This window comes from Variovorax ureilyticus, assembly GCF_037889935.1.
In the GTDB taxonomy this organism is placed as follows: domain Bacteria; phylum Pseudomonadota; class Gammaproteobacteria; order Burkholderiales; family Burkholderiaceae_C; genus Variovorax; species Variovorax ureilyticus.
This window is the reverse complement of the sequence record NZ_JBBKZU010000002.1, coordinates 500,211-525,940: the sequence shown is the minus strand read 5'-3', so window position 1 is coordinate 525,940 and position 25,730 is coordinate 500,211. Positions and strand designations below refer to the sequence as shown.

Genomic DNA, 25,730 nt, shown 5'->3' with positions numbered 1-25,730 from the left:
ATCGCTGACGCAGCCCTGCTTGCGATGGTGCCGCGAGGCGATTGAGAACCAGCTTGACAGGGAGGATGCGGCCAAGAGGACGCTCACGCGAGCGGGTCCGATTCGGCGTACTCCCGGTCGAGCAGGTTGCCGGTCGCCTTGAACCAACAGATGGAGTCATGCGCGGACACGACTGCCAGCTTGGTCTTTTCCGACGCCCCGGGGTCGGCCAGCGCTGCCCGCTTGGCGCTATCGGCCGCCTGTTCGAGTTCGACGATGGCCTCGCGTTGGCCAGGGCCACCCTCGCCTTCCACGGTGGGTCGCGTCTTCGCGAACTTCTTCCGAAACTCTGCGACGACGGCCACGAGAACCGGGGAGGCCGTCCTGTCGGCCGCCAGTTCAGCTTCAGCCGCAGTCAATCGGCCTTCAAGTTGCTCGGAAACCAGGTTGGCAGTCGATATGGTCATGATGCCCTTCCAGTCAGCCCGGCCGACCGTTGAAAAACACCCTCGACCCGCCTTCCTGCGGGCTCCGCGGCTCGGGCCGGGCGCCGAGCCGGATCGCCTTGAATTCTAGTGAGGCAGACCTGACCGCGCCATGGAGGGGGTGCTGCTGCTCGCGTAACTCAATGGGTGCAGGCTTCCACTTCGGGGCATCGTGGCGATGGCACATTGCGCCAAACCACCCCGGCCGGTCGACGCGATAGCGTCGTCGTGCGGAACGGGCGGTGTCGCGATCCACGTGGCTGGGCGTTCGGAATGCGACGCAGACTCCTTCAGCAGCCGGGGCAGCACTTTCCCGGTGCCGCTGGCCGGCATAGAGCGGCGCGACCGCGAGCATCGCGTCGTCGCCGCGGAACATCTCCTGCCCCACCGCCGTCTTGTAGAGCGCATTGCGATAGCTGAGCATCGCACCCTTGGGCATGCCGGTGGTGCCCGACGTGTAGGTCATCAGCGAGGTTGTCCATCGACAGGTCGACCGCCGGTGCCGAGACATCCGGGCGCGTGACCGCCGCATGGGAGTCGATGGTGCCTTCGGGCTGCAGCCGCCGCGCGGCGATTTCGTCGGTCACGCGCAGCGTGGGCTTCTCCGGCAGGAAGTCCGCATAGCGCATGCTGAACACGTTCGGCACCTTCACCCGGTCGGCGACCGACTGCACGATCGGCACGAGGTGGTCCGCCGCGACGATCGCCTTCGCGTCCAGATCACCCACCTGCTAGGCGAACTCGTGCGCCTTGAACATCGGGCTGCACGGGCTCACGATCGCGCCAAATCTTCTGGATGCCATTGAGGCCACTGCGCCGCATTGGCGTCAGAAGTTCGCCAGCGGGGCCGTCCGCTGATCGAGCATCCGGATTCCGCGCGAAGGTCTCGGCCATCGAGGCGCAGCCGAAGGCGCTCGAAGTGACCACCTTGCGCGCGCTGTCGAGCATGGGATCGGGCAGTTCGACCGGCGCCGGACTGGCATCCGCACTCAAGATCCGCAGCACGGAGATCAGGCAGCGCATCACCGAGTTGAACTTCCAGGCGGCTGGTCCCGCGGGCCAGGTCCTCGATCCGGTGCGATCGCGCGGGGAAGGCAATCTCGATGGCATCGAAGCCAGCGTGTGCAACGCAGCGCCCAATTACTTCTGGCGGCGCGCGATGTCCATCTACGGAGGCAGCAACGAGATCCAGCGGAACATCGTCGCCAAGCATGTGCTCGGGCTCTGAGTCCGCCTCGGGTCGCGCCGCGTGACGAGGCATCGTCGTCGATCGGGCGCCGGTCTTGCCTCATTCCCCGGGAAATAGCCAAACGCGCTCGATGAGCCCGTTTGCCACGTGGTAGACCGCCACCACCTCGAATGGCCGTTCTCGCAAGCCGAACACACGTTCGTGGTCGACGACCTGGGTCCCGCACACCATTCGGCCGAGAAGCTCGGCTCGATGGTTGCTGACGGTGAAGACCTTGGTCGCATAAAGCTCCGAGATGGCGGCCTTGCCGGACGCGACCGGCTCCGTCGATGGCGCCCGATAGAGTTCCGCATTCTCGGCGTAGGTCTCCAGGAACGCACCGAGGTCGTGCGCGTTGTAAGCCTCGAACTGCCGCTGAACGACGTGGACCGGCAACATCGAAATTTCTCCTGAGCAGGCGTTGGTCCGCTGTTCCGCAACCTCTGCGGCGCAACAGACCGGTAGCTTCCGGCGACTGTAGCCGGTCATCTCTTCGGTGGGCGCGCCAGGTCGAGGCCGCGACTCGTTGCAACGACGGCTTGCTTGCGGGACCGGTTGCGCCAGTGAGGGCCTTGGCCGACACTGCCCCGCATGGAAAATCCTCGTCGATTGCTGCGACGGGCTGCCTGGTGTGCTGCAGCCGTCGGCGCAGTGCCGGCTTTCCTTTCTGCGCATGCCGAGCCCACGATCTGTCCGCAGCCGCAGCAAGCCGTCTTCTCGTGCGCCGTGGGTGCGAGGCAGCTTGCCGTCTGCGCGTCGGACCCGCTGACCGAGACGACGGGGACACTGCAATACCGCTTCGGACGCCCGGCGCAGGTCGAGATGGCCTTTCCATCGACGGGTGCGGCCTGGCGCGAGGTGACGCGCGGCGGCACCCTGATGTTTTCCGGCGGTGGGGGTGCTTTCATCGTCTTCGACAGGCGTCCATACCGCTACGTCGTCTACAGCGCCATTGGGCGAGGCTGGGGGAGCAAAGCCGGCGTCGTCGTCGAGCGCTCCGGCAAACGGGTGGCGAATCTGAATTGCACGGCGGACACGCGCTCCGAACTCGGGCCGGAATTGTTCTCCGCGGCTGGCATCAGGCCTTTCGAGGGCAGCTTCGAGCTGCCCTGAGCGGCGATGGCCCGGATATCGACAGCCTTGGGGATGACCACGGTTCGCGAGGTTCTAAACTGCCATGCCGGTCACTCACGCGGCAAATCAAGGGGATGCCCATGATTCAAATTGATGCGCAAACCATGCGCGAAGTCGCGCCGACCTTCAGTGGCGCCAACGGCCAACGACAGAATGCCATCATCACCGCCGTGGGCGAGGTGCTGGCAGTGACCCTGCAGGCCTACGAGATCGACAACCGGCTGCGCATTGCCCACTTCCTGGCCCAGACCTGTCACGAGTCGGCCGGCTATCGCACCACCGAGGAGTTCGCCAGCGGCCATGCGTACGAAGGCCGCGCCGATCTCGGCAACGTCCATCCCGGCGATGGCGTTCGCTACAAGGGGCGCGGGCTGCTGCAACTGACTGGCCGCGCCAACTATCGCGACGTCGGCACGAGGCTGCACGTCGACCTTGAAAATCATCCTGAAAAGGCGGCCGAGCCGGTGCTGTCGCTGAGGATCGCCTGCGAGTTCTGGAAGAAGAACGGCATCAACGCGGCGTGCGACGCCGACGACGTGGTGCGCGTGACCCAGATCGTCAACGGCGGCACCAATGGCCTGGCCGACCGCAGGACGCTCACTTCCAAAGCGAAGGCAGCCGTCGCACGGCTCGAAGGCTTCGTGCTGACCGGCTTCGCGCCCCCCAGCGGAAATCGCCCCGTCCTGCGCCGGGGCTCCAGCGGCGATGCCGTCGGCGACCTGCAGCGCCGGTTGCGGGCGCTGGGCTTCATGGTCGCCGTCGACAACGATTTCGGCCCTGGCACCGAGGTGGCGGTCGCCGCCTTCCAGACGCAGCGCGACCTCGACCCGGTGGATGGCATCGTCGGCAGCGACACCTGGGCGGCGCTGGATGCAGCGCGAGACGACAAATGACCCGCCGAGCGCGGCGCGACATGACCTTCTGATCAGTCCGTATCGCCGAACCACGGCTTCGATCCAGGCCTCGGATCGAAGCCCTTTCCGCCCTTGTGGATCTCCGCGTGGTGCAGTTCCCATTCGGTCCGCACGACGTCGACGACGACCTTCAGCTTCACGCCCGATGGAATGCGCCTGACGGTGAAGGTGTAGGCGGACGGACGCGAGATGTTCTCCTTCGCCATGGCGATGGCCTCGCTGTCGGTGGGCGGCGTCTCGGCCGTGATGTCGACGGGGCCGTTCTTGAACTCGTTCTTCGGCGTGAAGGTGAAGACCGTGTTCTTGCCCACCACACGGCTGGCCCCGAAGGTGAAGTCCTTCGGGTTGATCTGCCCGGCCTGCGACTTCAGCAGATCCATCTCCTTGCCCTTCTGCGGAAAGAGGCCTTCGTAGACCACCTCGCGGCTTTGGTCGGTGGTGCGCCGGAGCTTCTTGCGCATCGCGGCCCAGTCCGTGATGAAGGCGTACTCGGGCTTGGCCTTCATCGCCTTGAAGGCATCTTCGTCGGACAGCTTGCTCGCGCCGGGCTCCTCGTAGAAGGGATCGGCCAGCGATTCGGTGCCGCCTCCGTAGCGCTGGCCGTGTGTCGGCGCGATCACGCGCGCACTGCCGCCGAATGCGGTGCGCACTTCGCCCAGCATCTCCTCGCTGCGCCCGAGGTTGCAGCCCCGGATGAGGACGTTGGTCCAGAAGCCGACAAGATCTGCTTGCGGCTTGGTGATGTTGCCGGCGTCATTGGCCTTCTTGAGTTCCCCGTACTCCACCCTGCCCGGCGTCGCGTCCTTCGCGTCCAGCGAGAACTGGAGCGTTCCGTCCGGGTGCGCGTGCGAGACGATGATGAGGTTCGCCACCGGCTTGCCGCCGTCGTTGATGCGCTGGTTGATGCCGTCGAGGTCGCGCACGTCCTCCACCATCGTCGCGGCGGGGTATTCGGCCTTGAAGAACTTCTTCGCTTCGGTATAGAACTTGTTGTCGCTCTTCTTCGCATCCTTGCCCATGATGAAGACGTAGTCGATGGCACCGCGGGCCGTGTCGACGCGCCCGATCTGCGCCTCGATTTCCTTGGCGACTGCAGGCGCGTCGCCCTTGGCGATCCGCTGCAAGACGTCGTCGCCCGCGACGATCGTGCCGGTGGTCCGGGGTCCGCTGCCCTTGAAATCGACGAGCACGCCCTTGCGGCCCTTCTCGTAGCGGCTTCCGTTCAATTCGAAGTGCATGTCGAGCCCGTACGCGTTGATGAGACGCCATACGACCTCGTGCACCGCGAACTCGGGCTTGGAGGCTGCAAGCGCCCGCTTGGCGAGCGCCGCGAGTGCTGTTTCCTCCTTGGTGATCGCGGCGGCTTCGTCGGGATCGCGTGGCCTGCGCTGAAGCTGCGCGGCGGACGCACTGCGCTGCTGGACGACATGGGTCAGTTCATGCGCCAGCAGCCGCCGCCCTTCGCCGACATCGCTCGCTCGCCGCCCCGCGCCGAAGACGATGCTGTGGCCTACCGTGTAGGCCTGGGCGTCGACATCGCTCGCCGACTGCTCGGCGGCGGGTCCCGAATGAATTCGCACCGACGAGAAATCGGCATCGAAGCGCCGTTCCATGTCGTGCCGGAGGGCAGGCTCGATGGGGCTTCCAGAGCCTTGCAGCACGCGATGGACGCTGGCGGGCACATCGCCGGGCGCGCCTGTGGGTCGGCCCGTGCCGACCCCGCGTGGCGCTTCGTGTCGCAGGGGCACCGGAGATGGTTCCGACGCGATCCGGTCGGCGGTGCGCTCGGCCTCGATCTCCAGCGGGTCGCTGCGCGACCGGGCCGCGTCACCCGCGTGGACACGGACGTTGCTGAAGCTGTGCCCCGACGTGGCGGCTGCGTGGCGCCCCACCTCGGCCCGCGATGATCGATCGATGGCGTCGACGCGCGCGGGCCGGACCCGCGTCGCAGTGGCCGCATGCGGCGCGTCGAACAAAGGGCTTGCACGATGCATGGCGCGGACCCCAGTGCGATGGATGGATCCCGGCCATGGTGCACGCATCGTCGCCGCCTCGCAAGATCGGAGCCCATGCGATGCGGCGTCGGTCCGATGGACACCCGACCTTCGGGATATGCCCAAGCGGCAGGCCCGGGACTAGCATGCGAGGCCGAAGGGATCGATCCATGTACGCGCCGCAGATCGCCAGGGCACGAACCTGCGCCTCTCCCGGCCGGGCTCCGCCTGTCGCGCCTGCGCCGCTGCGGGGCATCGTGCAGCGCAAGCTGGCGATCGGGTCCGTCGACGATCCGCTCGAACATGAAGCGGACCATATCGCCGAGAAGGTGATGAGGTCGCCCGACAACGATCTCTCCTTCTCGCGCGCGCCGCCTTGCATCAGCCGTGCATGCGCCCGGTGCGAGCGCGAGGAAGAGCAGGAAAAGGGACTCGTGCAGCGATCGCCCGAGCCGGGCGAGGCCGTGACGGAGACGCTCTCGCGCAACCTGGGCGCATCCGGCGGCGGCCGCGCGCTGCCGCCATCGACGCGCGTCTTCATGGAGCGACGCTTCGGCGCCGATTTCTCCGCCGTGCGCATCCACGCCGAGGCGGAGGACAACGAGCACGCGCAGCAACTGAATGCGCAAGCCTTCACGATCGGCAACCACATCCACTTTCGCCGCGGCAAGTTCGACCCCGACCACCACGCCGGCCGGTTGCTGCTCGCGCATGAACTCGTGCACACCCTGCAGCAGGGCCACGGGGTTTCGCTCGTCCAGCGCAAGACCGATGTCGAATGGCAATCCGAGGCGACCGCACTCGAAAGCCAGATCCTCGCGACCTCCGAATACAAGGCCCTGAATGGCGTCGCCAAGGGCAACGTCGCATGGATCATCGCGCGGGCCAAGGCGAGGCCGCTGGGCGATGCCAAGGGCCAGCGCCTCTACTACCTGAACAAGCTGCAGAAGGCGATCACCACGCCCTATCACGGCACCTCGTCGGGATCGGGCTACGGCTGCTCTCCGGACACGGCGAAGAAGAACAGCGACATCGTCGACAAGGCCCTGAAGACGGAGGCGATGTGGGGCGGTGCCTACAACGACGTCGACGAGCGTGCGGTCGCCACCGCCACGAACATGGTCGAGCGCACCGGCGAGCAGGGCAAGAAGTACAAGGTGGACCGCAGCGACCCGAAGAACATCCGCGTGAAGATCAAGGTCAAGCTCAATGGCGTGCCCGACGAGGTCTCCAAGATCAAGGGGCTGGAGGATGCGATCGAGCGCTCGATCTCCATGACGACCCAGGGCTACTACGTGGACATCGTGTTCGTGAACACCACAGGCCCGGACGTGTTCGAGTTCACCGTGAAGTTCTGCGAATGGCCGAACTCGGGCAACTGGGCATCGAGCCCGGTGACGCTCTCGCACGAGGTCCATCACGCGCTCGGTCTTGGCGACCGCTACGACTACATCGAGGCGCATGCAGGCAACCCGGACATGAACGTCGAGATGCGCCTGCACTGGTTCGCGCTGCAGATGAAGAAGACGGCCGGCGCGCGCGATCCCTACAGCAAGATGGCGCGCAACGACAACCCGCTGCTGGCGGAAGACGTCTGCGCGGTGGCGTTTCCCGCGGGAGCGGATCGCAACAACTGCATCAGCGCGCGCAAGAGCCTCGATCCGGCCGCCGTGCCGCCCTGAGGCGGCGCATCCGATTGAAAACCAAAGGCCAAAAGTGGGGCGAACAGGGCCATGCCAATAGCCCTGAAAGTCTATTGCGGTTCGCGATTCGCGCGGTTAAGGTCGGCTCGCCTTTTTCACGTCGATCGTTCGATTTGCGTAAGGAGAGTCGACCATGCCATCCGCATTGCTGTCCCCGGGCGTCTATATCGAGGAGGTGCCGAGCGGGGTGCGCACCATCACCGGCGTGGCGACTTCCATCGCCGCGTTCGTCGGCAGGACATCGCAGGGCCCCGTGAGCGAGCCCGCGCTGATCACGAGCTTCGGCGATTTCGAACGGCTGTTCGGTGGTGTTCAGATGGACTATCCACTGAGTTACGCGGTGCAGGACTTCTACCTCAATGGCGGCAGCCAGGCCGTCATCGTGCGCCTGCAATCGGGCGCCGCAGCCGCTGCGGCCGCACTCGTGACCGGCGGGGCCAACAACGAGGCGCTGGACCTCGTCGCGTCGAGTCCGGGGATCTGGGGCAACGGCCTGAAGGCCACCGTCGACAACGCCACGCGCGACCCGAGCGACACCACGCTCTACAACCTCACGATCACGCAGGCCGGCGGCGCGACCGAGAAGTTCCTGAACGTCTCGTCCAACAGCGCCAGCCCGCGCTTCGCGGCGCGCGTGCTGGACAGCGGTTCGCTCCTCGTGAAGGTGGCGCTGGACAGCAACGGCCACTGGATCGCGCCCGCCACGCGTCCCTTGCCCGGCACCGTGTCGTTCGCGGGCGGGGTCGACAGCGTCCATCTCGCGAACAACGACTACCTGGGCTCGGCGAGCCTGAAGACCGGCATCTTCGCGCTCGACAAGGCCGATCTCTTCAACCTGATGTGCATTCCGCCGGACACGCGTGGCGGCGACACGGCCGCGCCCGTCTATCAGGCGGCGATGGCTTATTGCGCGACGCGTCGCGCGTTGCTGCTGGTCGACCCACCGGCAGCATGGGGACAGGTCAAGGAGACGGCGGCGGCGAAGGCTTCCGATCCGAACACCGGCGTAGCCAGCCTCGGCCTGACCGGCGATGCGGCACGTAACGCGGCGATCTACTTTCCGCGCGTCATCAAGTCGGATCCGCAACTCAATGGACAGCCGGACGTGTTCGCGCCCTGCGGCGTCGTGGCCGGCATCATCGCGCGCACCGACGGGACGCGCGGCGTGTGGAAAGCGCCTGCGGGCCTCGACGCCGCGCTCAATGGCGTGCAGGGCCTGCAGGTCAACCTGAGCGACGGCGACAACGGCGTGCTGAATCCGCTCGGCATCAACTGCCTGCGCTCCTTCCCCGTCTCGGGCCGCGTGGTGTGGGGTTCGCGCACGATGCGCGGCGCGGACCTGCTGGCCGACGACTACAAGTACCTGCCGGTGCGCCGGCTCGCGCTCTACATCGAGGAAAGCCTATATCGCGGCACCCAGTGGGTGGTGTTCGAGCCCAACGACGAGCCGCTGTGGTCGCACATCCGGCTCAACATCGGCGCCTTCATGCAGAACCTCTTCCGGCAGGGTGCCTTCCAGGGCCACACGCCCGCGGCAGCGTACTTCGTGAAGTGCGACAGCGAGACGACGACGCAGAACGACATCAACCTCGGCGTCGTGAACATCCTGGTCGGCTTCGCGCCGCTCAAGCCCGCCGAGTTCGTCGTGATCCGCCTGCAGCAACTGGCCGGCCAGATCGCCGCCTGAGGAGAACACCATGGCCCAGTTCACCGTCAACACCTTCCGCGTCGATCCCTACAAGAACTTCAAGTTCAGGGTGAAGTGGGATGGAAAGTACGTCGCCGGCGTGAGCAAGGTCGGCATGCTCAAGAAGACGACGGAGGTGGTCAAGCATCGCGACGGCGGCGATCCGAGCACGTCGCACAAGTCGCCGGGCCGCACGGAGTTCGATGCCATCACGCTGGAGCGCGGGGTCACGCACGACCCCGAGTTCGAGAAGTGGGCCAACAAGGTCTGGAACTTCGGCGGCGGCCTCGGGGCCGAGGTCTCACTCAAGGATTTCCGCAAGGACATCATCATCGAGGTCTACAACGAGGCGGGCCAGAAGGTGCTGGCCTACAACGTGTACCGCTGCTGGGTGTCCGAGTTCCAGGCCCTGCCCGATCTCGACGCCAACGCGAACGCCATCGCCATCCAGCACCTGAAGCTGGAGAACGAGGGATGGTCGCGCGACACCGCCGTCACCGAGCCGACCGAGCCGACCGTCAACGCCTGAAGCGCTGCCTGTCCGGCAGCGCCTGTGCCATGAACAGCCTGGCCGATTCCGATCTGCTCCACGTGTGGGAGACCATGCGGCGCCAGACGCTGCCGCGCCGCGCGGCCGCCCTGCTCGCGGCGGCTGCACCGGGCCTGACGGATGGCCAGTTGGCCGGCATGCCACTGGGGGAACGGGAGCGCCGGCTGCTCGATCTGCATGCACGCTGCTTCGGCCCTCGCCTGTCCTGCGTCGCGGATTGTCCGCAGTGCGGCGAGACCTTCGAGTTCGAACTCGATGCCCGGGCACTCTCGGCGCAATGGCCCGATCCGGCCGAGCTCGCGCAGCCGCCATCGATCGCAACGCTGGACTATCGCGTCGACGTGCATCTGCCGACGGTGGCCGACAGCATCGCGGCGGGCGACGGAAGCGACGCCGCGCAAGCCTACGCAACGCTGCTGCAACGCTGCCTCGTCTGCACGACGCGGGCGGGCGATGTGGTGGCCGCGGAAATGGTCCCTCCGGCCCTGCTGGAGGAAGCGGCCGCGCGGATGGAATCCGCCGACCCTGCCGCGGAACTCCTGATCTCCATGGCCTGTCCCGCGTGCGAGGCCGTGCTGAACGAGCCGCTGGACCTCGCTGCCTTCTGCTGGGCTGAGGTCGAGGCCCGCGCGCCGCGTCTGCTCGCGGAAGTCCATGCGCTCGCCTCGCGCTATGGCTGGAGCGAAGCGGACATCCTCGCGATGAGCCGTGTCCGCCGTGATGCCTATCTGGGAATGGTGTCGTCGTGACGGGCTACCTCGATCGCCTTGCAACTCGGCTCGTCGAGCCTCGGGGTCACATCAGGCCGCGTCCTCTATCGCGGTTCGAAGTCGTCGATGCGCCGGCCGCCTCCGTGGATGAGGTCGGCACGGCCGGCGAGGCGAACGCTTCGTCCGTTGCGTCGACACGCGCGCAGCCGCCCCGCATCCACAACAACCACCCGCGCGAGGGCGCCCCGCATTTGGCATCGAACATGCCCTTGCCCGTCGAAGCCATCGGGATGCCGGCAGGTCCGCGCCACGCTCCCACCGCGGAGGCCGCGCGCACACCGCCTGGCGCTCCTGAGGTGCCGAGGGCCGAAGCAGAGGGCGTTCGCGCGGCGTCACGCCTCGATGCCGTCGTTCCGAAGCCCGAGAGCGCCGAGGCGCCCCAGTTGCATTCGCCGGCATTCCGTGGCGCCATGCCTGCTGCGGTGCCGGCCTCCGCAGAGGCCTTGCCAAAGGCGGCAGACAAGGCCGTGGCGCCAGCCGTCGAGGACCGCATCTCGCCCTGGCGCGCTCCGGTTGAACCGCGTGCAGAGCCCGCCATCCAGACGCGCACGGCGCCGCAGGTGCCGCTGTCCACGCCCACGCCGCGGCAGCGCGATAAGCCGGAAGCCGCCGTCGACGACAGTCCTTCCGTCGTGCAAGTCACGATCGGCAGGCTCGAAGTCCGCGCACCAGAGGCACCGCGCCAGCCCCCGCCGAAGCCGAAGCGTGCCGCGCCGCGACTGAGCCTGCAGGACTACCTGCAGCGCCGCACCGAAGGACGTGCGAGATGAGCAGCGCGCTCGCCATCGCCAGCGTGACGCGCGGCCTGCGTGCTTTGGTCAACCGGGCCTTGCAGGCGCCCCTGCCCGCCAACCTGCCGGCCGACACCCTGCCCACCACGCAGATCCAGGTCACGACGCTCCCGCTGGACAAGGTGCGGACCTTCTCTGCCAACGGCAACCTGCTCAACCTGTACCTCTACAGCACGGTGCCCAACCCGGCGCTCTCCAACGGCCTGCCGCCACGCAGCGGCCCGGCCGGCGGCGAGCCGCCGCTCGCGCTCAACCTGCACTACATGCTCACCGCCTTCGGGCAGGACGACAACGAGCTCATCGCGCAGTTGCTCCTCGGCCGCGCGATGCTGGCCTTGCACGACAACCCGCTGCTGATGCCTTCCGATCTCGCGGACGCGCTGGGGGCGGCCGACGTGCAAGGGCAGATCGAGCGCGTGCGTATCACGCCGCACTCGCTCGGCTTCGAGGAGATGTCCAAACTCTGGATGGCCTATCAGACGCAGTACCGCCTGTCCGCCGCGTACGAGGCCTCGGTGGTGCTCATCGACAGCGCCCGGCCCGCGAGGGTCGCGCCGCCGGTGCGCAGTGCGAGCATCGTCGTCGCGCCGTTCCGCACGCCGTCGATCGAAGAGGTGACGCCGCAGGTCGCCGCGCCGGGCGCGACGATGACGCTCGCGGGCTGGAACCTCGGTGCGGCGACGACGCAGGTCGTCGTGGCGGGACTGCGCGTGACGCCCTCGACCATCGGCGATCGCACCCTCTCCTTCACGCTGCCGGCGGGCGTGCCGGCCGGCGTGAACACCGTGCGCGTGGTGCAGGAAGTGCCGCTCGGCACGCCGCCCGTGGTGCACCCGGGCGCGGGTTTCGAGTCGAATGCAGCGGCCTTCATGCTGAGCCCGAGCATCACCACGGCATCGCCGGTCAGCGTCGCACGCGGCACGGTGTTGCAGCTCTCGGTGGCGCCCGCGGTCGGTCGCAGCCAGCGCGTCGTGCTGCTGCTGGACGACCAGCAGGTCGCATCCGCACCGCATGCACCGGGCGATCCGGACACCAGCAACGCGGTCGCGTTCCCGATTCCTGCGGCCTTCGTCGCGCGCAGCTACCTGGCCCGCGTGATGGTCGACGGCGCCTGCAGCGCACTGGCGACGGACACGACGCCCGCAAGCCCGACCTTCAACCAGTTCGTGGGCCCCACGGTGACACTGACATGAACGCCGGCGCCACACCCATCCAGAGCAACGAGCTGGCGCTCGGCGCAGCGCTCGCATGGCTGCGCGATCGCCTGCAGCGGCTGGCCGAGCGCCCGGAGCGTTCAGATGACGCTGACGCGGAAGACCTCGTTCCCGTGCCGACGCTCGTCGTCCTGCAGCAGCGACTGGGGCTTTCCGACTTCGAGCGCAACGTGCTGCTGCTGTGCGTCGCGGCGGCACTCGACACGCGCATCGGTGCACTCTGCGCGCTGGCGCTCGGCGAAGCTTCGCGGCCGAGCCCGAGCTTCGCGCTCGCGATGGTGTTGTTCGACGATCCCGCATGGGAAGCGCTTTCGCCGCAGCGGCCCTTGCGCTACTGGCATCTGGTGGACGTCCACGCCAGCGGTGCGACGCCCCTGACGATGAGCCCCCTGCGGGCGGACGACCGGATCGTCGACTACGTCAAGGGCCTCAATCGTCTGGACGAACGCATCGCGCCCGCGCTGCTGCCCGTCGCCACGGACGGCCTGCAGCCGCTGCCGCCTTCGCAGCAGTCGGCGGCGGATGACCTGCTCGCGTTCGTGCGCAGGTTCGAAGGCGGCGGCCCCGCGCCCACGCTGCAGCTGACCGGCATCGATTCGACGAGCAAGCAGCTGGTGGCAGGTCACGTCGCGGCAAGCGTGGGCCTGCGCCTCGAACGCATCGGCCTCGCCGCGTTGCCCACGCAAGGCGCCGATCTCGACGCGTGGTGCAGGATCTGGCGCCGCGAATGCCTGCTGATGCCGCTCGCGCTCTACATCGATGCGCACGATGTGGCGCCGGGAGAGTCCTCCGAAGCCAGCGCCGCCGTGCTGGGCCGTGTGCTCGACCACCTGCGGGAGCTGGCTTTCGTCGCGACGCGGGACGCGCATGCGCTCGGTGCCGGCGGCCGCGATGCACTGCTCGTGATGGCGATCGAGCGGCCCACCGCCACCGAACAGACGCAGGCCTGGCTCGACCTGCTCGGGCCGGAGCGCGAGGCGCTCGCGTCGCGCCTCGCGAGCCAGTTCAACTTCAATCTCCCGCAGATCGCGTCGATGGCGCGCAGCGCGGGGCTCCCGGAGCGAAGGCATGCGGACGATGCCGACGCAGGCGCCGTGGATGCGGCGCTCTGGACCGCATGCCGCCAGAGCGCGCATTCGAAGATGGACCTCCTCTCGCAGCGCATCCAGCCCAAGGTCGGCTGGGACGACATCGTGCTGCCCGAAGATTCGCTGTCGCTGCTGCATCAGATCGTGTCCCAGGTCGCGCTGCGCCGCAGGGTCTACGGCGACTGGGGCTTCGAGCGCAAGATGAGCCGGGGGCTCGGCCTGAGCGCGCTTTTCCACGGCGAGAGCGGCACCGGAAAGACGATGGCGGCGGAGGTGATCTCCCACGCGCTCGCGCTCGACCTCTACCGCATCGACCTCTCGGCGGTGATCAGCAAGTACATCGGCGAGACCGAGAAGAACCTGCAGCGCATCTTCGATGCCGCGGAGGATGGCGGCGGGATCCTCTTCTTCGACGAGGCCGATGCGCTGTTCGGCAAGCGCAGCGAGGTGCGCGACAGCCACGACCGCTACGCGAACATCGAGACCAACTACCTGCTGCAGCGCATCGAGGCCTTCCGTGGGCTGGCGATCCTCGCGACGAACCTGAAAGGCTCGCTCGACTCGGCCTTCATGCGGCGGCTGCGCTTCGTCGTGCCTTTCACTTATCCCGGTCCGCGCGAGCGTGCATTGATGTGGCAACGCGCCTTCCCGGCGGACACGCCGACCGAAGGACTCGATCCGGAGCAGCTCGCGCGCCTGGACTGCACCGGCGGAAGCATCCACAGCATTGCGCTGAACGCCGCCTTTCTCGCGGCGCATCGCGGCAGCCCCGTGACGATGGAGCTGGTCTACCTCGCCGCGCGCAGCGAGCTTCTGAAGCTTGGGCGGCCCATCAACGAAGCGGATTTCCGGCCAGCCGCAACGCAAGGAGCGCACGCATGAAGATCGAACTGCACATCGACAGGCTGGTCGTCGATGCGGCCCACGGACGCGCGATCGATCGCGACCAGTTGTCGCGCGCGGTGTCGCAGGCGCTTGCGCAGCGCGTCGACGCGGCGCAGCGCGTGTCCGCCTCGGGCCCGCCGGGCCAGCGCCTCGAACACCGCATCGCCACGGCGGTACTTCAGGCCATTCCCGGCGCGTCGCGCGGAGGCCGGCCATGAGCAGCTTCCCCGGCTCGCCGCGGCTCGTGAAGGGCGCGATCGTCGGCATCGATCCGTTCAATCCGCTCGCGAGCATCATCAGCTTCCAATACAACCCGGACACCATGACACGCCAGATCGAGGCGCAGACCACGCGCTCGGACGACGGCGATCGCGGCGAAGCACTGCGCCTCAAAGGCGCGCCGGTGGAGACCATCTCGCTCGATGTCGAGATCGATGCCACCGACCAGCTCGAACAGGCGAACCCGCTGGCCGTGAGCTCCGGTATCTACCCGCAGCTCTCGGCGCTGGAGATGCTGGTCTACCCGAAGAGCAGCCTCGTGATCGCCAACACGGTCCTGCTGGCGGTCGGCACGATCGAGATCATTCCGCCTGCGGCCCCCTTCACGCTGTTCATCTGGGGGCCGCAGCGCGTGCTGCCGGTGCGCATCAGCACCTTCTCGATCACCGAGGAGGCCTACGACGTCAACCTCAACCCGACACGCGCGCGGGTGCAGCTCGGCCTGCGCGTGCTGAGCTACAACGACCTGCCGATCACGCATCCGGGCTATGCGCTCTTTCTTGCCCACCAGGTGGCCAAGGAAACCATGGCCACGCTCAACACGGTCGGCAATGCGTCGGCATCGGGTTCGCTGTCCTTCAGCGGCGGCGTCAGCACGGGGATGTAGACCATGGCCACGACCAGCCGCTATGCGAGCCTTCCAGTCCTCACCCACGTCGGTGCGGATGGGCACGTCGTCAGTTATTTCAGCCGGCGCTTCCTGCCGGCGGGCAGCAGCATGCCGCTCGTGATGGGCGTGACGGTGACGCAGGGCGACCGGCTCGACCTCATCGCCGCGCGCACCTTCGGCGACCCGGAGCAGTTCTGGCGCATCTGCGATGCCAACGATGCGCTCGACCCCTTCGAACTCACCACGACGCTCGGCCGCGTGCTGCGCATCGCCTCGCCGCAGTTCTGAGCATGGACTTCCTCGGGATCCACCTCACATTGCTCATCGGCCCCTCGGTGCCGGTGCCGGCGCCTGTGATGCTCATGGAGGCGCTCGAGGAAGTGGAGGTGCACACCGGCGACGAGCGCTCGGGCTTCCAGATCCGTTTCCAGGTGGGGCGCTCGGGGCCGCTCGACCTGCTCGACTATCCGCTGCTCGCCAGTCCCTTGCTGCAAACCTGGAACCGCGTGATCGTGATCGTCACCTTCAACGCCACGCCGCGCGTGCTGATGGACGGCTTCGTGACGCAGCGCGAGTTTTCGCCCAGCGACGAGCCGGGCCGCTCGTTCGTCACGCTGACGGGCGACGACGTGAGCGTGAAGCTGGACCTGGAGGAAAAGAGCGCGGAGCACGTGGGGCTCGACGACGGTCTGGTCGCGCTGAAGCTCATCGGCAGCTATGCCGAGTACGGCCTCGTTCCGGAATTGATCCCACCACCGGTCATCGACCCGCCGCTGCCCATCGACCGCGTGCCGGTGCAGATGCGCACCGATCTCGAACACCTGCGCTTCCTGGCGTTGCGCCACGGCTACGTGTTCTACATCGTGCCCGGCCCGGTGCCGATGACCAACACCGCCTATTGGGGACCGCCTGTGCGCGTCGGGCTGCCGCAGAGCGCGATCACGGTCAACATGGGGCCGAACACGAATGTCTCGGACTTCAGCGTGCACAGCAACGGCCTTGGTCCCACGCAGGTGAGCGGCAAGGTGCAGGACCGCCTGACCAACCAGGAACTGCCGATACGCCTTTTCGCGAGCCTGCGGCCGCCGCTGGCCGCGTTGCCCGCGTGGCTCGTGGACCAGCCCAACGTGCGCACCACCCAGTTTCGCGAGACAGGCATCGACGGCATGCAGGCCTACGGACGCGCGCAGGCGCTGCTGGAGGACTCGATGGACCTCGTGGTCGCCAACGGCGAGCTCGATGCGCTGCGCTACGGCGACATCCTGCAGCCGCGCGGGCTCGTGGGCGTGCGCGGCGCGGGCTACCTGCACGACGGGCTCTGGTACGTGAAGAACGTCAGGCACCGCATCCGCAAGGAAAACTATTCGCAGTCGTTCACGCTCGCGCGCGAAGGCTGGGGATCGACCGTTCCGGTGGTACGGCCATGAGCGCAGCGCCGGGCCGCCCCAAGCAAGCTTGCACCGTAGTGCGAAGTACGGAGGTGCTCTTGTGAGCGCAGCGCCGGGCCGCCCCAAGCAAGCTTGCACCGCAGTGCGAAGCACGGAGGTGCTCTTGTGAACCCGTTCTACGGCAAGTACAGAGGCACCGTGCAGAACAACGTCGATCCGATGATGCTCGGGCGCGTGCAGGTCAGCGTGCCGGCGGTGCTCGGGGACGGCACGCTGTCATGGGCCCTGCCCTGTACGCCCTACGGCGGCTCGGGCGTGGGCTTCTTCGCGGTGCCGCCGGTCGGCGCCAACATCTGGGTCGAGTTCGAGGGCGGCAATCCGGAGCAGCCGATCTGGAGCGGCTGCTTCTGGGGGGCCGGCGAGGTGCCCGCCATGCCGGCCGTCGCGGAGATGAAGGTCTTCAAGACCGACTGCATCAGCCTGCAGATGAGCGACCTGCCCGGCGTGGGCGGCTTCATCCTGGAAGTCAGCCCGCCGGCGGTGGCGGTGCCGCTCAAGCTCACGCTCGATGCGAACGGCATCAAGCTCGCGATGGCCGCGTTCAGCATCGCGATCGGCACGACGGGCGTGTCGATCAACGACGGCGCGCTGGAGGTCATCTGATGCCCGGCTTCCTGCTCGACCAGACTTCGATGGTGACCTGCATGCATGCGGGTCAGGCGAAGGCGACCGCGCCCTTCCCCCGCGTCACGCTGAACAGGCAGGCGGTGGTCACGCAGCTCGCGGCCCACATGGTCTCGGCCTGCGCCTTCAATGTCTCGGGCGCGCCCAGCCCCTGCGTGAACGTGATGTGGACGTCCGTTGCGACACGCGTCAAGGCCGGCGGCGCCGCGGTGCTGCTGGTCGACAGCCAGGCGACCTGCGTGCCCAACGGCACCGGCGTGCTGGTCGCGCCGTCGCAGGTCCGCGTGAGGGGAATGTGATGCAGCTCGGCTATCCCTACGGATTCGACGCGCAGGGCCGCACGGCGCAGGCGTCGGGCGACGACCACATCCGCGATCTCATCGAGCAGGTGCTGTTCACCGCACCGGGCGAGCGCGTGAACCGCCCGACCTTCGGCACGGGGCTGGCGCAACTGCTCTTCGCGCCGACGAGCCCCGAGCTGGCGACCGCGACCCAGTTCCTCGTGCAGGGCGCGTTGCAGCAGTGGCTGGGCGACCTGATCAAGTTCACGGGGGTGCAGGTGGAGAGCGTGGACAGTACCGTGACCGTGACGGTGCAGTACGTGGTGCTGGCGACGCAGCAACGCATGTCCGCGGAGTTCACTCGGGGGGGTGGGTAGCATGGAACCGTGTCGTTCGATTCTGCGGACGTTGGGGCGGGATCACGCCGACGGTGTGCTCTGCTCCGCGAATGTCCCCCGCCCTTCGGGCTCCTCCTTTATTTCGCTGCGCAGAGCACACCATCGTCGTGATCCATCACGGCCGTCGTTGATCGGCTGGCACGACGCGGCGTGTCTCGTGGCGAGGGCAGTGGGTGATCCCCGCAGCGAAATAAAGGAGGAGGCCGAAGGCCGGGGGACATTCGCGGAGGGGATTACCCACTGTCCTCGCCACACGCCCCGAACAGGGTCACGCAAGAGCGTGATGGAAGCCTGACATGGACCAGACGCTCTGCTGCGACGCCCAGCGACGCATCGACGTCGCGAACTCGACCACTCTCAACGGCATCGACTTCGTCGAGGTCGTGGACGTGGGCGCGCAATTCCAGCAGGGCCTGCGCGTGCACTTCCTGCGCGCACCGGCACCCGCGGGCATCACGGTGGCCCACGTGCGCATCGGCGGCGGCGAGCGCTTCACCGGCATCGTGGTCGACCAGCCGCCCACCTACGACAACAACGTGCTGGTGCTGCACGTCAGCCAGCCCGGCGACTTCTCGACCTACACGCTCGAACTCGTGCAGCCCGACGGCAGCGGCCTGCCGATGGCGGGCATGGACCCGGTGCTCTCGTCCGCGCAGTTCTCGTTCAAGGTGGATTGCCCCTCGCCTTTCGACTGCCAGCCGGCCACGAGCTGCGCGCCCGCAGTGCCCGTGGTGCCGGAACTGAACTACCTCGCGAAGGACTACGCGGGCTTCCGCCAGCTCATGCTCGACCGCCTCGCCACGCAGGTGCCCGGCTGGCAGGAAAGCCACGTCGCCGACCTCGGCGTCGCGCTGGTCGAAATGCTCGCCTACGTCGGCGACTATCTCAGCTACCAGCAGGATGCCGTCGCGACCGAAGCCTACCTGGGCACGGCGCGCCTTCGCACCTCGGTGCGCCGACATGCGCGGCTCGTCGACTACTTCATGCAGGAGGGCTGCAGCGCGCGCGCCTGGGTGCAAGTGCAGGTGCAGGCGGACAACGTCACGCTGCCGGCGCACACGCCGATCCTCGGCGGCAAGACGGGCGCAACGCCGGTGATTGCAAAAGCCGCCTACGCCGCGGCGCTGGCCCCCCGGCCGGTGGTGTTCGAGACCACGCATGCCGCAACGCTCTTCCAGGTCCACCAGCAGATCGGCTTCCACACCTGGGGCGACCGTCGCTGCGCGCTGCCCCGGGGCGCGACACGCGCCACGCTGCGCGGACGCTTCGCCCAACTGAAGCCCGGCGACGTGCTGGTGTTCGAGGAAATCCTCGGACCCGAGACGGGGCTCGCCGCGGATGCCGATCCGACCCACCGACAGGCGGTGCGACTGGTCGGCGTGACGATCGACGACGCCAAGGGCCAACCTCTGCAGGACCCGCTGTACAAGCAGCTCGTCACGCAGATCGCATGGGCCGCGGAGGACGCGCTCGCCTTTCCGCTGTGCCTCTCCGCGCGCATCCAGAAGGGCAGCACCGAAACCGATGTCGTCGACATCAGCGTCGCACGCGGCAACATCGTCATGGCCGACCACGGGCAGCGCCTCGTAGTGGCCGAGGCCATCGGCGAAGTACCCCAGCCGACGCTCTTTCGCGCGCCGGCAGCGAGCGGCGCGATGTGCAACGCAACGCAGCGCGAGCCGGTTCCGCCGCGCTTCCGTCCGCGGCTGGCGCAGTCGCCGCTCGGTTGGACCGTGCCCTTCGATCCCGCGGATCCCGGCGCTTCGGCCGCGGCGCTGCAGCAGCCCGACGCGTCGAGCGCCGTGCCCTCGATCCAGCTCACCGGCAAGCTCGAAGGCCAATCCGTCGACTGGTTCGCGCAGCAGGACCTGCTCGGAAGCCACGCGGACGACCCGCACTTCGTCGTCGAGCCCGACGACGCGGGCGTGGCGTGGCTGCGCTTCGGGGACGGCACGCACGGAAAGCGGCCGGCGCCCGGCACGCAATTCAGCGCCAGCTACCGCACCGGCACGGGCAGCGCGGGCAACGTCGGCGCGGGAACGCTGGTGCGCATCGTGACGGATGATCCGGCCATCGTCGGCATCAGGCAGCCGCTGCCGGCCAGCGGCGGCGCAGAGCCGGAAAGCATCGCCTCGGTGCGCGCCAAGGCACCGTACGCGCTTCGCACGCAGCAGCGCGCGGTCACGACGGACGACTACGCGCGCCTCGCCGCCGGGCTCCCCGGCGTACAGAGCGCGGCCGCCACCATGCGGTGGACCGGGAGCTGGCGCAGCGTCTTCGTCACGGTCGATCCCTTCGGCGGCGGCGCCCTGGATGCGGCCGCGGAATCACGGCTCGCGCAATCGCTCGACAGCCTGCGCATGGCCGGCCACGACCTGGAGATCGAGGCACCGATCGCGGTGCCGCTGGAGATCGCGATGCAGGTCACGGCGAAGCCGGAGTACTTCGGCGCCGAGGTGTCGCAGGCGTTGTCGCAGGTGTTCAACAGCCGCGTGCGGCCGGACGGCAGGCTCGGCCTCTTTCATCCCGACAACTTCCGCATCGGCCAGGACGTGTATTCGAGCCCGCTGTATGCGGCGGCGATGGCGATCGATGGCGTGGCCTCGGTGCAGATCACGACCTTCCAGCGGCGTGGCGAACCGGGCCGCGCGGCGCTCGATGCGGGCGTGCTGCCGATCGGCCGTCTCGAAGTGGCGCGCCTGGACAACGACCCGGACTTCCCGGAGCGCGGTGTCTTCAGCTTCGTCGTGAGGGGTGGGAAATGAGCGCCGCGCCGGGCCGCCCCAAGCAAGCTCGCGCCCCCTCGGGGGGCAGCGAGGACACGAAGTGCCGAGCGTGGGGGGCCAAATGAGCGCGGTGGATGCCTGCGGCGCCTGTGCCGGCGTTTCGCCGCAAACGCCCGAAGTCGTGACGAACCGCGCGGGCCTGTCATCGATCCGCTATCGCGTCGGAACGCAGCCCCTTTTCAAGGAGAGCATGCAGGCGCGCCTCGGGACGCTGCCCGAGCTGCGCACGCGCGATCCAGGCGACTTCACATTGGGCCTGATCGACGCCTGGGCCAGCGTGGCGGACGTGTTGAGCTTCTACCAGGAGCGCATCGCCAACGAGTCCTTCCTGCGCACCGCCACCGAACGCCGGTCGCTCGCGGGACTCGCCGAGCTGGTCGGCTATGTGCCGCAACCCGGCGTGGCCGCGAGCACCTGGCTCGCCTTCACGATGATGCAGGCGCCCGGAACGCCCGGTTCGCCTTCGACCTCGGTCGACATTCCTGCGGGGACGCGCGTGCAGAGCATCCCCCTGCCCGGCGGCCTGCCGCAGACCTTCGAGACGATCGAGACCGTTCCGGCACGGGTGGAGTGGAACGCCTTCCGACCGAGCCTGAGCCTCGCGCAGACCGTCGATGCGGACACCACGGATGTCCTGCTGACCGGCGTGTCGACGGGGCTGAAGCCGGGCGACAGCGTGATCGTGGCGCCGAGCGAGCAAGGCAGCCGGCCGGTGCTGCGCACGGTGAGCAGCGTGACGCCGATGACGGCCGAGCAGCAGACGCGGATCACGCTGCGCCCGGCGATCTCGGGGGCGCAGGTGCCGGCACCCGCGCCGCCGCCCCCCCGCAGGCTGCGCCCGCTCATCGCGCTGGAGTCGCTGCGCGTCGACACGCTGCCGCTGCACATCGCCAGCACGTTCGCCGCCCCGCGCAACTGGTCCTTCGTGACGCAGCAGGTGTTGACCTCGAAGGCACCTTTCATCGCGCGCGCGGACGACCTGCATGTCCTCGGCTGGCGGCTTGGACTGAAGCTCACCCACCTGTTCAGGACGCTGGCCGCGTGGACTCCTCCCGTAGCGCCGAGCGTGTATGCGTTGCGAACGAAGGCTTCGCTCTTCGGCTACAACGCGCCCGATCCGCGCAGCCTGCCGACCGCCGTCGCGACCGCGTACAAGGACGACATCGGCACAGGTGGCGACTGGCAGCCGCCCAGCGACACGATGGACCCGCTGCTCGACGCCGCTTACCCGCGCATCGCGCCGGGCGGAGACGCCGCGCCCAGCTTCGCCGCGCTGCGATGGAGCGACAGCCAGGGCGACCACTGGGTGGTCGCGAACGTCGACGGCGTCGCCGAACACGGCATCGCGAAGTACACGATGAGCGGCAAGGTAACCCAGTTGCGGATGTCGGTCGTCGGCCAGAGCGACAGCGGCCCGGTGTCGGTCTCCTACCCGAACTTCAGCAGCTACCGCGGCGCGACGCTGCAGGCGGAGAGCGAGGCCCTGCCGCTGGCGCGCCTGCCGAACGACGATCCGCTGCCGGCCGGCAGCCAGATCGACCTCGACACCTGGGTCGACGGCCTCCACGCCGGGCAGCGGCTGATCGTCTCGGGCGAACTGGCCGACTCGCCCGGCAACCACGCGAGCGAGATGGTGCAGATCCAGGCGGTCGAGCATGCGATCGGCGCCGACGGCGGCACCACCCTGACGCTGGTCAGCGCGCTGACGCAGGCCTATGTGCGAAAGACGGTGACGATCAACGGCAACGTGGCGCCCGCGACGCACGGCAGCGCGGCGAACGAAGTGCTCGGCAGCGGCAATGCGAGCGTGCCGTCGCAACGCTTCACGCTGCGCCAATCGCCGCTCACCCATGTCAGCGCAGCGACACCGAGCGGCGTGGCATCGACCCTCGTGCTGCGCGTGAACGGCGTGCGGTGGAGCGAGGTCCACGACTTCTACGGCAGCACGCCCGCGGACCGCGTCTACATCGCCCGCCTCAACGAAGACGGCAGCACCAGCGTGGGCTTCGGCGACGGCGTCAACGGCGCGCGCCCGGCGACCGGAACGGAGAACATCGTCGCCAGCTACCGCAAGGGCATCGGCGCGGTCGGCAATGTCGCGGCGGGCCAGCTCACGCTGCTGCAGACGCGGCCGCTGGGCGTGCAGGGCGTCGCCAATCCGACGCCGGCCACGGGGGGCACCGACGCCGAGACGGCCGACGACATCCGCACCAACGCCGCGCTGGGCCTCCGCACGCTCGGGCGAATCGTCTCGCTGCAGGACTACGAGGACTTCGCCCGCGCATTCGGTGGCATCGCGAAGGCGCTCGCCAACTGGACCTGGCATGGGCAGACGCGCGGCGTCTTCCTCACGGTGGCCGGCATCGACGGTGCCGAGGTGGAAGCGGATGGCGCCGTGTTCGGCCACCTGCTCGCCGCGATTGGCGATTCGGCCGAGCCGGGCGTGCCGGTGCGCCTCTGCAGCTACCGGCGCGGCGCCTTCACCTTCAGCGCGAACCTCATGGTCGATCCGGCCTGGGACATGGATGCCGTGCTGGCCGCCGCGCAGCAGGCCGCACGCGATGCGTTCTCCTTCGCCCGGCGCAGCTTCGGACAGGCGGTGACGCGCAGCGAGATCATCGCGCTGCTGCAAGGCGTTCCGGGCGTGGTGGCGGTGCAGGTCTCTGGGCTGCGGCGCACCGACACAGCCCTTTTCGTGGCGGCTTCGCGCCTGGCCGTGCTGCGCGAGAACGCGCAGATCGATGCGGCCCTGCCCCAGGTCGGCGCCGATGCGAGCGTGCTCGCCGCCGAGCTGCTGACGCTGGACCCGAGGCCGCTGAACCTCGTCGCCACCTGGGCGGAGGCACCCCCATGACACTCGACGGCGCTGCCCTTCTCCAACTGCTGCCTGCCATCTACCGGCTGCGCGATGCCGACCAGGGCGGCGCGCTCGCGCGGCTGCTCGACGTGCTGGCCGAACAGGTGCAGGTGCTGCAGGAGGACCTCGCACAGCTCTACGACGACCAGTTCATCGAGACCTGCGCCGACTGGGTCGTGCCCTACATCGGCGACCTGATCGGCTACCGGCAGCTCAACGGCGTGACCGCAACCGTCAGCAGCCCGCGCGCCGAAGTGGCCAACACGATCAACCTGCGGCGCGGCAAGGGCACGGTCACGGTGCTGGAGCGGCTGGCGCGCGACGTCACGGGATGGGATGCCCACGTCGTCGAATACTTCCTCGCTCTCGCGGTCACCCAGTGCGTGAAGCACGTGCGCCCCGGCGCCGGCGGCACGGTCGACATGCGGCGCCAGCGGGTGCTCGAACGCATCGGCTCGCCCTTCGACAGCGCGGCGCACTCTGCCGAGATGCGCGGACTGGGATGCGGCGGGCGCTGGAATCTGCCGAACGTCGGCATCCACCTGTGGTCCCAGAAAGGCGCCGGCCTGTCGAAGGCCACGGCCTTCGCGCTGGACGACCTGCGCTTCTTCTTCGATCCGCTCGGCGCGGACACGCAGCTGTTCAACCGTCCGCAGGTCTTGCCGCCGGACTCGCCGCTGGCGCGCGAATCGAACCTGCCGGTGCCGATCAGCCGGCGTGCGCTGGCGACTTCGATGAACAGCTTCTACGGACCGGACCTGTCGCTGTTCATCGGCGGTCTTCCAGCGGCCACGGTGCTGCTGTCGGCCGACCTGTCGGACCTCGATGCCGCCGGGGCGAAGTGGGCGCACGTCCCGGCGCCCGGAAGCGTGCTGATCGATCCGCAGCGCGGGCGCATCGCGTTCGCCACGGCGCCGCCGAAGCCGCTGCAGGTGTGGTTCCATCGCGCCGGCGAATCCGACATCGGCGGTGGCGAGTACGAGCGGCTGTCCACGCTGCAGCTCGGCCTTCAGCCCGTGGTCGAGGCGAAGTCCGCGAGCGGGAGTGTGCAGGCGGCGATCACGGCCGTCGCCGCCGGCGGTGCGGTGCAGTTCCCGGGCAGCGCGACCTGGTCCGAGACGCCCACCGTGGCGCTCTCGGCCAATGCCGACGTCGAATTGCGTGCTGCCGACCAGACACGGCCCGTGCTGCAGATGGCGGGCGAATTGAAGATCAGCGGCGCGACCGGTTCCGAGCTGACGCTCAACGGCCTGGTCATCAGCGGCGGCGCGCTGCATCTCGCGGCTACCGCCAATGGACAGGGACCCGACACCCTGCGGCTGGTGCATTGCACGCTGGTGCCCGGGTCGACGCTCAAGGGCGACGGCAGCGCCGCGCATCCGGGCGCGGCGAGCCTGATCGTCGAGACGAAGGGCACGCGGGTCGAGCTGGACCACTGCGTGGTGGGCGCCCTGCGCATCGCCGCGGAGTGCAGCGTGACCTTGACGAACTGCATCGTCGATGCCGGCGATCCCTCGGCGGTGGCCTACGCGGCCGTGGATGGCGACGCGGCGGGCGGCGCATTGCAGGCCACCGACTGCACGCTCGTCGGCCGCATCCACAGTGCGGCGATCGGCGCGGCATCGAACTGCATCTTCCACGCGCGCGAGAGCCTGTCGGGCGGTGGCACGCAGTGGCCGGCGCCCGTGTGGTCCGAGCGGCGGCAGGAAGGTTGCCTGCGCTTCTCGTACCTGCCGCTCGAATCGCTCGTGCCCCGGCGCTACCGCTGCCAGCCCGCGCAAGCGGCGGATGCGAGCCGCGTCGTGCCGCTCTTCGATTCGCTGCGCTACGGCGACGCTTCGTATGGCCAGCTCGCGCGGCGCTCGGCGAACGAGATCCGCACCGGCGCGGACGACGGCGCCGAAATGGGCGTCCACCACGGACAGATGGCCCAGCAGCGCGAGAGCAACCTGCGCCTGCGACTGGCGGAGTACCTGCGCGTCGGACTCGACGGCGGCCTGCTTTTCGCCGACTGAGCCAAGGAGG

General features: G+C 68.5%; 24 protein-coding genes. 20 read left to right on the top strand and 4 right to left on the bottom strand.

Annotated elements, in window-relative coordinates; translation table 11 throughout:
• Positions 1–83: 83 nt before the first annotated feature.
• Positions 84–446: a hypothetical protein gene (locus WKW77_RS06890; protein ID WP_340356097.1), complete on the bottom strand. Its 363-nt coding sequence runs from the start codon at positions 444–446 to the stop codon at positions 84–86.
• A gap of 13 nt (positions 447–459) precedes the next feature.
• Positions 460–975 (bottom strand): AMP-binding protein, encoded by a 516-nt coding sequence (locus WKW77_RS06885; RefSeq protein ID WP_340356096.1) that lies wholly within the window; start codon positions 973–975, stop codon positions 460–462.
• 285 nt (positions 976–1,260) lie between these two features.
• Here WKW77_RS06885 and WKW77_RS06880 point away from each other — a divergent pair, with 285 nt between their 5' ends.
• Positions 1,261–1,692, top strand: a complete 432-nt coding sequence (locus tag WKW77_RS06880) for an acyl-CoA dehydrogenase family protein (protein ID WP_340356095.1) — start codon at positions 1,261–1,263, stop codon at positions 1,690–1,692.
• A gap of 60 nt (positions 1,693–1,752) precedes the next feature.
• Here WKW77_RS06880 and WKW77_RS06875 read toward each other — a convergent pair whose 3' ends face one another.
• Positions 1,753–2,091 carry a nuclear transport factor 2 family protein gene (locus tag WKW77_RS06875; protein WP_340356094.1) on the bottom strand — a complete coding sequence of 113 codons (339 nt, stop codon included), beginning with the start codon at positions 2,089–2,091 and terminating at the stop codon, positions 1,753–1,755.
• A 210-nt stretch (positions 2,092–2,301) separates the two neighbouring features.
• On the opposite strand from WKW77_RS06875, the gene WKW77_RS06870 reads away from it, so the two are divergent.
• Both WKW77_RS06870 and WKW77_RS06865 read left to right on the top strand, forming a co-directional pair.
• Positions 2,302–2,805: a hypothetical protein gene (locus tag WKW77_RS06870; RefSeq protein WP_340356093.1), complete on the top strand. Its 504-nt coding sequence runs from the start codon at positions 2,302–2,304 to the stop codon at positions 2,803–2,805.
• Between the two features lie 101 nt (positions 2,806–2,906).
• Positions 2,907–3,719: a peptidoglycan-binding protein gene (locus WKW77_RS06865; protein ID WP_340356092.1), complete on the top strand. Its 813-nt coding sequence runs from the start codon at positions 2,907–2,909 to the stop codon at positions 3,717–3,719.
• Positions 3,720–3,751: 32 nt separating this feature from the next.
• Here WKW77_RS06865 and WKW77_RS06860 read toward each other — a convergent pair whose 3' ends face one another.
• Positions 3,752–5,734, bottom strand: a complete 1,983-nt coding sequence (locus WKW77_RS06860; RefSeq protein ID WP_340356091.1) for an eCIS core domain-containing protein — start codon at positions 5,732–5,734, stop codon at positions 3,752–3,754.
• Between the two features lie 170 nt (positions 5,735–5,904).
• On the opposite strand from WKW77_RS06860, the gene WKW77_RS06855 reads away from it, so the two are divergent.
• From WKW77_RS06855 to WKW77_RS06775, 17 genes are all read left to right on the top strand, one after another.
• Positions 5,905–7,416 (top strand): eCIS core domain-containing protein, encoded by a 1,512-nt coding sequence (locus WKW77_RS06855; RefSeq protein WP_340356090.1) that lies wholly within the window; start codon positions 5,905–5,907, stop codon positions 7,414–7,416.
• A 154-nt stretch (positions 7,417–7,570) separates the two neighbouring features.
• Positions 7,571–9,124 carry a phage tail sheath family protein gene (locus tag WKW77_RS06850; protein WP_340356089.1) on the top strand — a complete coding sequence of 518 codons (1,554 nt, stop codon included), beginning with the start codon at positions 7,571–7,573 and terminating at the stop codon, positions 9,122–9,124.
• Between the two features lie 10 nt (positions 9,125–9,134).
• Positions 9,135–9,653 (top strand): phage tail protein, encoded by a 519-nt coding sequence (locus WKW77_RS06845; RefSeq protein WP_340356088.1) that lies wholly within the window; start codon positions 9,135–9,137, stop codon positions 9,651–9,653.
• A gap of 29 nt (positions 9,654–9,682) precedes the next feature.
• Positions 9,683–10,423: a T4 family baseplate hub assembly chaperone gene (locus WKW77_RS06840; RefSeq protein WP_340356087.1), complete on the top strand. Its 741-nt coding sequence runs from the start codon at positions 9,683–9,685 to the stop codon at positions 10,421–10,423.
• 224 nt (positions 10,424–10,647) lie between these two features.
• Positions 10,648–11,214: a hypothetical protein gene (locus WKW77_RS06835; RefSeq protein WP_340356086.1), complete on the top strand. Its 567-nt coding sequence runs from the start codon at positions 10,648–10,650 to the stop codon at positions 11,212–11,214.
• Positions 11,211–12,428 carry a Pvc16 family protein gene (locus WKW77_RS06830; RefSeq protein ID WP_340356085.1) on the top strand — a complete coding sequence of 406 codons (1,218 nt, stop codon included), beginning with the start codon at positions 11,211–11,213 and terminating at the stop codon, positions 12,426–12,428. Before WKW77_RS06835 ends, WKW77_RS06830 begins: the two co-directional genes overlap by 4 nt.
• Positions 12,425–14,419 carry an ATP-binding protein gene (locus WKW77_RS06825; protein WP_340356084.1) on the top strand — a complete coding sequence of 665 codons (1,995 nt, stop codon included), beginning with the start codon at positions 12,425–12,427 and terminating at the stop codon, positions 14,417–14,419. The genes WKW77_RS06830 and WKW77_RS06825 overlap by 4 nt, the downstream gene beginning before the upstream one ends.
• Entirely contained in the window at positions 14,416–14,640 is a 225-nt protein-coding gene (locus tag WKW77_RS06820) for a hypothetical protein (RefSeq protein WP_340356083.1), read from the top strand. Before WKW77_RS06825 ends, WKW77_RS06820 begins: the two co-directional genes overlap by 4 nt.
• Positions 14,637–15,308: a hypothetical protein gene (locus WKW77_RS06815; protein WP_340356082.1), complete on the top strand. Its 672-nt coding sequence runs from the start codon at positions 14,637–14,639 to the stop codon at positions 15,306–15,308. The genes WKW77_RS06820 and WKW77_RS06815 overlap by 4 nt, the downstream gene beginning before the upstream one ends.
• A gap of 3 nt (positions 15,309–15,311) precedes the next feature.
• Entirely contained in the window at positions 15,312–15,599 is a 288-nt protein-coding gene (locus WKW77_RS06810) for a LysM peptidoglycan-binding domain-containing protein (protein ID WP_340356081.1), read from the top strand.
• A 2-nt stretch (positions 15,600–15,601) separates the two neighbouring features.
• A complete protein-coding gene (locus WKW77_RS06805; RefSeq protein ID WP_340356080.1) occupies positions 15,602–16,738 on the top strand; it encodes a hypothetical protein in 1,137 nt (378 codons plus the stop codon).
• 126 nt (positions 16,739–16,864) lie between these two features.
• Positions 16,865–17,362 carry a phage baseplate assembly protein V gene (locus WKW77_RS06800; protein WP_340356079.1) on the top strand — a complete coding sequence of 166 codons (498 nt, stop codon included), beginning with the start codon at positions 16,865–16,867 and terminating at the stop codon, positions 17,360–17,362.
• A complete protein-coding gene (locus WKW77_RS06795; RefSeq protein ID WP_340356078.1) occupies positions 17,362–17,682 on the top strand; it encodes a hypothetical protein in 321 nt (106 codons plus the stop codon). The genes WKW77_RS06800 and WKW77_RS06795 overlap by 1 nt, the downstream gene beginning before the upstream one ends.
• Positions 17,682–18,041 carry a GPW/gp25 family protein gene (locus tag WKW77_RS06790; RefSeq protein WP_093166372.1) on the top strand — a complete coding sequence of 120 codons (360 nt, stop codon included), beginning with the start codon at positions 17,682–17,684 and terminating at the stop codon, positions 18,039–18,041. The genes WKW77_RS06795 and WKW77_RS06790 overlap by 1 nt, the downstream gene beginning before the upstream one ends.
• Positions 18,042–18,358: 317 nt before the next feature.
• Positions 18,359–20,827 (top strand): putative baseplate assembly protein, encoded by a 2,469-nt coding sequence (locus WKW77_RS06785; RefSeq protein WP_340356077.1) that lies wholly within the window; start codon positions 18,359–18,361, stop codon positions 20,825–20,827.
• Between the two features lie 82 nt (positions 20,828–20,909).
• The gene (locus WKW77_RS06780) at positions 20,910–23,702 is read left to right on the top strand and encodes a putative baseplate assembly protein (RefSeq protein WP_340356076.1); all 2,793 of its coding nucleotides are present in this window, start codon (positions 20,910–20,912) and stop codon (positions 23,700–23,702) included.
• Positions 23,699–25,720, top strand: coding sequence for a hypothetical protein (locus tag WKW77_RS06775; RefSeq protein ID WP_340356075.1), 2,022 nt, complete (start codon positions 23,699–23,701; stop codon positions 25,718–25,720). Before WKW77_RS06780 ends, WKW77_RS06775 begins: the two co-directional genes overlap by 4 nt.
• Positions 25,721–25,730 lie beyond the last annotated feature (10 nt).

Coding starts and splice junctions, on each gene's coding strand:
- WKW77_RS06805 (WP_340356080.1), top strand. CDS start 15,602: ATGGACTTCCTCGGGATCCACCTCACATTGCTCATCGGCCCCTCGGTG.
- WKW77_RS06790 (WP_093166372.1), top strand. CDS start 17,682: ATGCAGCTCGGCTATCCCTACGGATTCGACGCGCAGGGCCGCACGGCG.
- WKW77_RS06850 (WP_340356089.1), top strand. CDS start 7,571: ATGCCATCCGCATTGCTGTCCCCGGGCGTCTATATCGAGGAGGTGCCG.
- WKW77_RS06865 (WP_340356092.1), top strand. CDS start 2,907: ATGATTCAAATTGATGCGCAAACCATGCGCGAAGTCGCGCCGACCTTC.
- WKW77_RS06880 (WP_340356095.1), top strand. CDS start 1,261: ATGCCATTGAGGCCACTGCGCCGCATTGGCGTCAGAAGTTCGCCAGCG.
- WKW77_RS06845 (WP_340356088.1), top strand. CDS start 9,135: ATGGCCCAGTTCACCGTCAACACCTTCCGCGTCGATCCCTACAAGAAC.
- WKW77_RS06785 (WP_340356077.1), top strand. CDS start 18,359: ATGGACCAGACGCTCTGCTGCGACGCCCAGCGACGCATCGACGTCGCG.
- WKW77_RS06780 (WP_340356076.1), top strand. CDS start 20,910: ATGAGCGCGGTGGATGCCTGCGGCGCCTGTGCCGGCGTTTCGCCGCAA.
- WKW77_RS06890 (WP_340356097.1), bottom strand. CDS start 446: ATGACCATATCGACTGCCAACCTGGTTTCCGAGCAACTTGAAGGCCGA.
- WKW77_RS06825 (WP_340356084.1), top strand. CDS start 12,425: ATGAACGCCGGCGCCACACCCATCCAGAGCAACGAGCTGGCGCTCGGC.
- WKW77_RS06830 (WP_340356085.1), top strand. CDS start 11,211: ATGAGCAGCGCGCTCGCCATCGCCAGCGTGACGCGCGGCCTGCGTGCT.
- WKW77_RS06840 (WP_340356087.1), top strand. CDS start 9,683: ATGAACAGCCTGGCCGATTCCGATCTGCTCCACGTGTGGGAGACCATG.
- WKW77_RS06855 (WP_340356090.1), top strand. CDS start 5,905: ATGTACGCGCCGCAGATCGCCAGGGCACGAACCTGCGCCTCTCCCGGC.
- WKW77_RS06810 (WP_340356081.1), top strand. CDS start 15,312: ATGGCCACGACCAGCCGCTATGCGAGCCTTCCAGTCCTCACCCACGTC.
- WKW77_RS06815 (WP_340356082.1), top strand. CDS start 14,637: ATGAGCAGCTTCCCCGGCTCGCCGCGGCTCGTGAAGGGCGCGATCGTC.
- WKW77_RS06835 (WP_340356086.1), top strand. CDS start 10,648: ATGCCCTTGCCCGTCGAAGCCATCGGGATGCCGGCAGGTCCGCGCCAC.
- WKW77_RS06820 (WP_340356083.1), top strand. CDS start 14,416: ATGAAGATCGAACTGCACATCGACAGGCTGGTCGTCGATGCGGCCCAC.
- WKW77_RS06860 (WP_340356091.1), bottom strand. CDS start 5,734: ATGCATCGTGCAAGCCCTTTGTTCGACGCGCCGCATGCGGCCACTGCG.
- WKW77_RS06885 (WP_340356096.1), bottom strand. CDS start 975: ATGTCTCGGCACCGGCGGTCGACCTGTCGATGGACAACCTCGCTGATG.
- WKW77_RS06795 (WP_340356078.1), top strand. CDS start 17,362: ATGCCCGGCTTCCTGCTCGACCAGACTTCGATGGTGACCTGCATGCAT.
- WKW77_RS06775 (WP_340356075.1), top strand. CDS start 23,699: ATGACACTCGACGGCGCTGCCCTTCTCCAACTGCTGCCTGCCATCTAC.
- WKW77_RS06875 (WP_340356094.1), bottom strand. CDS start 2,091: ATGTTGCCGGTCCACGTCGTTCAGCGGCAGTTCGAGGCTTACAACGCG.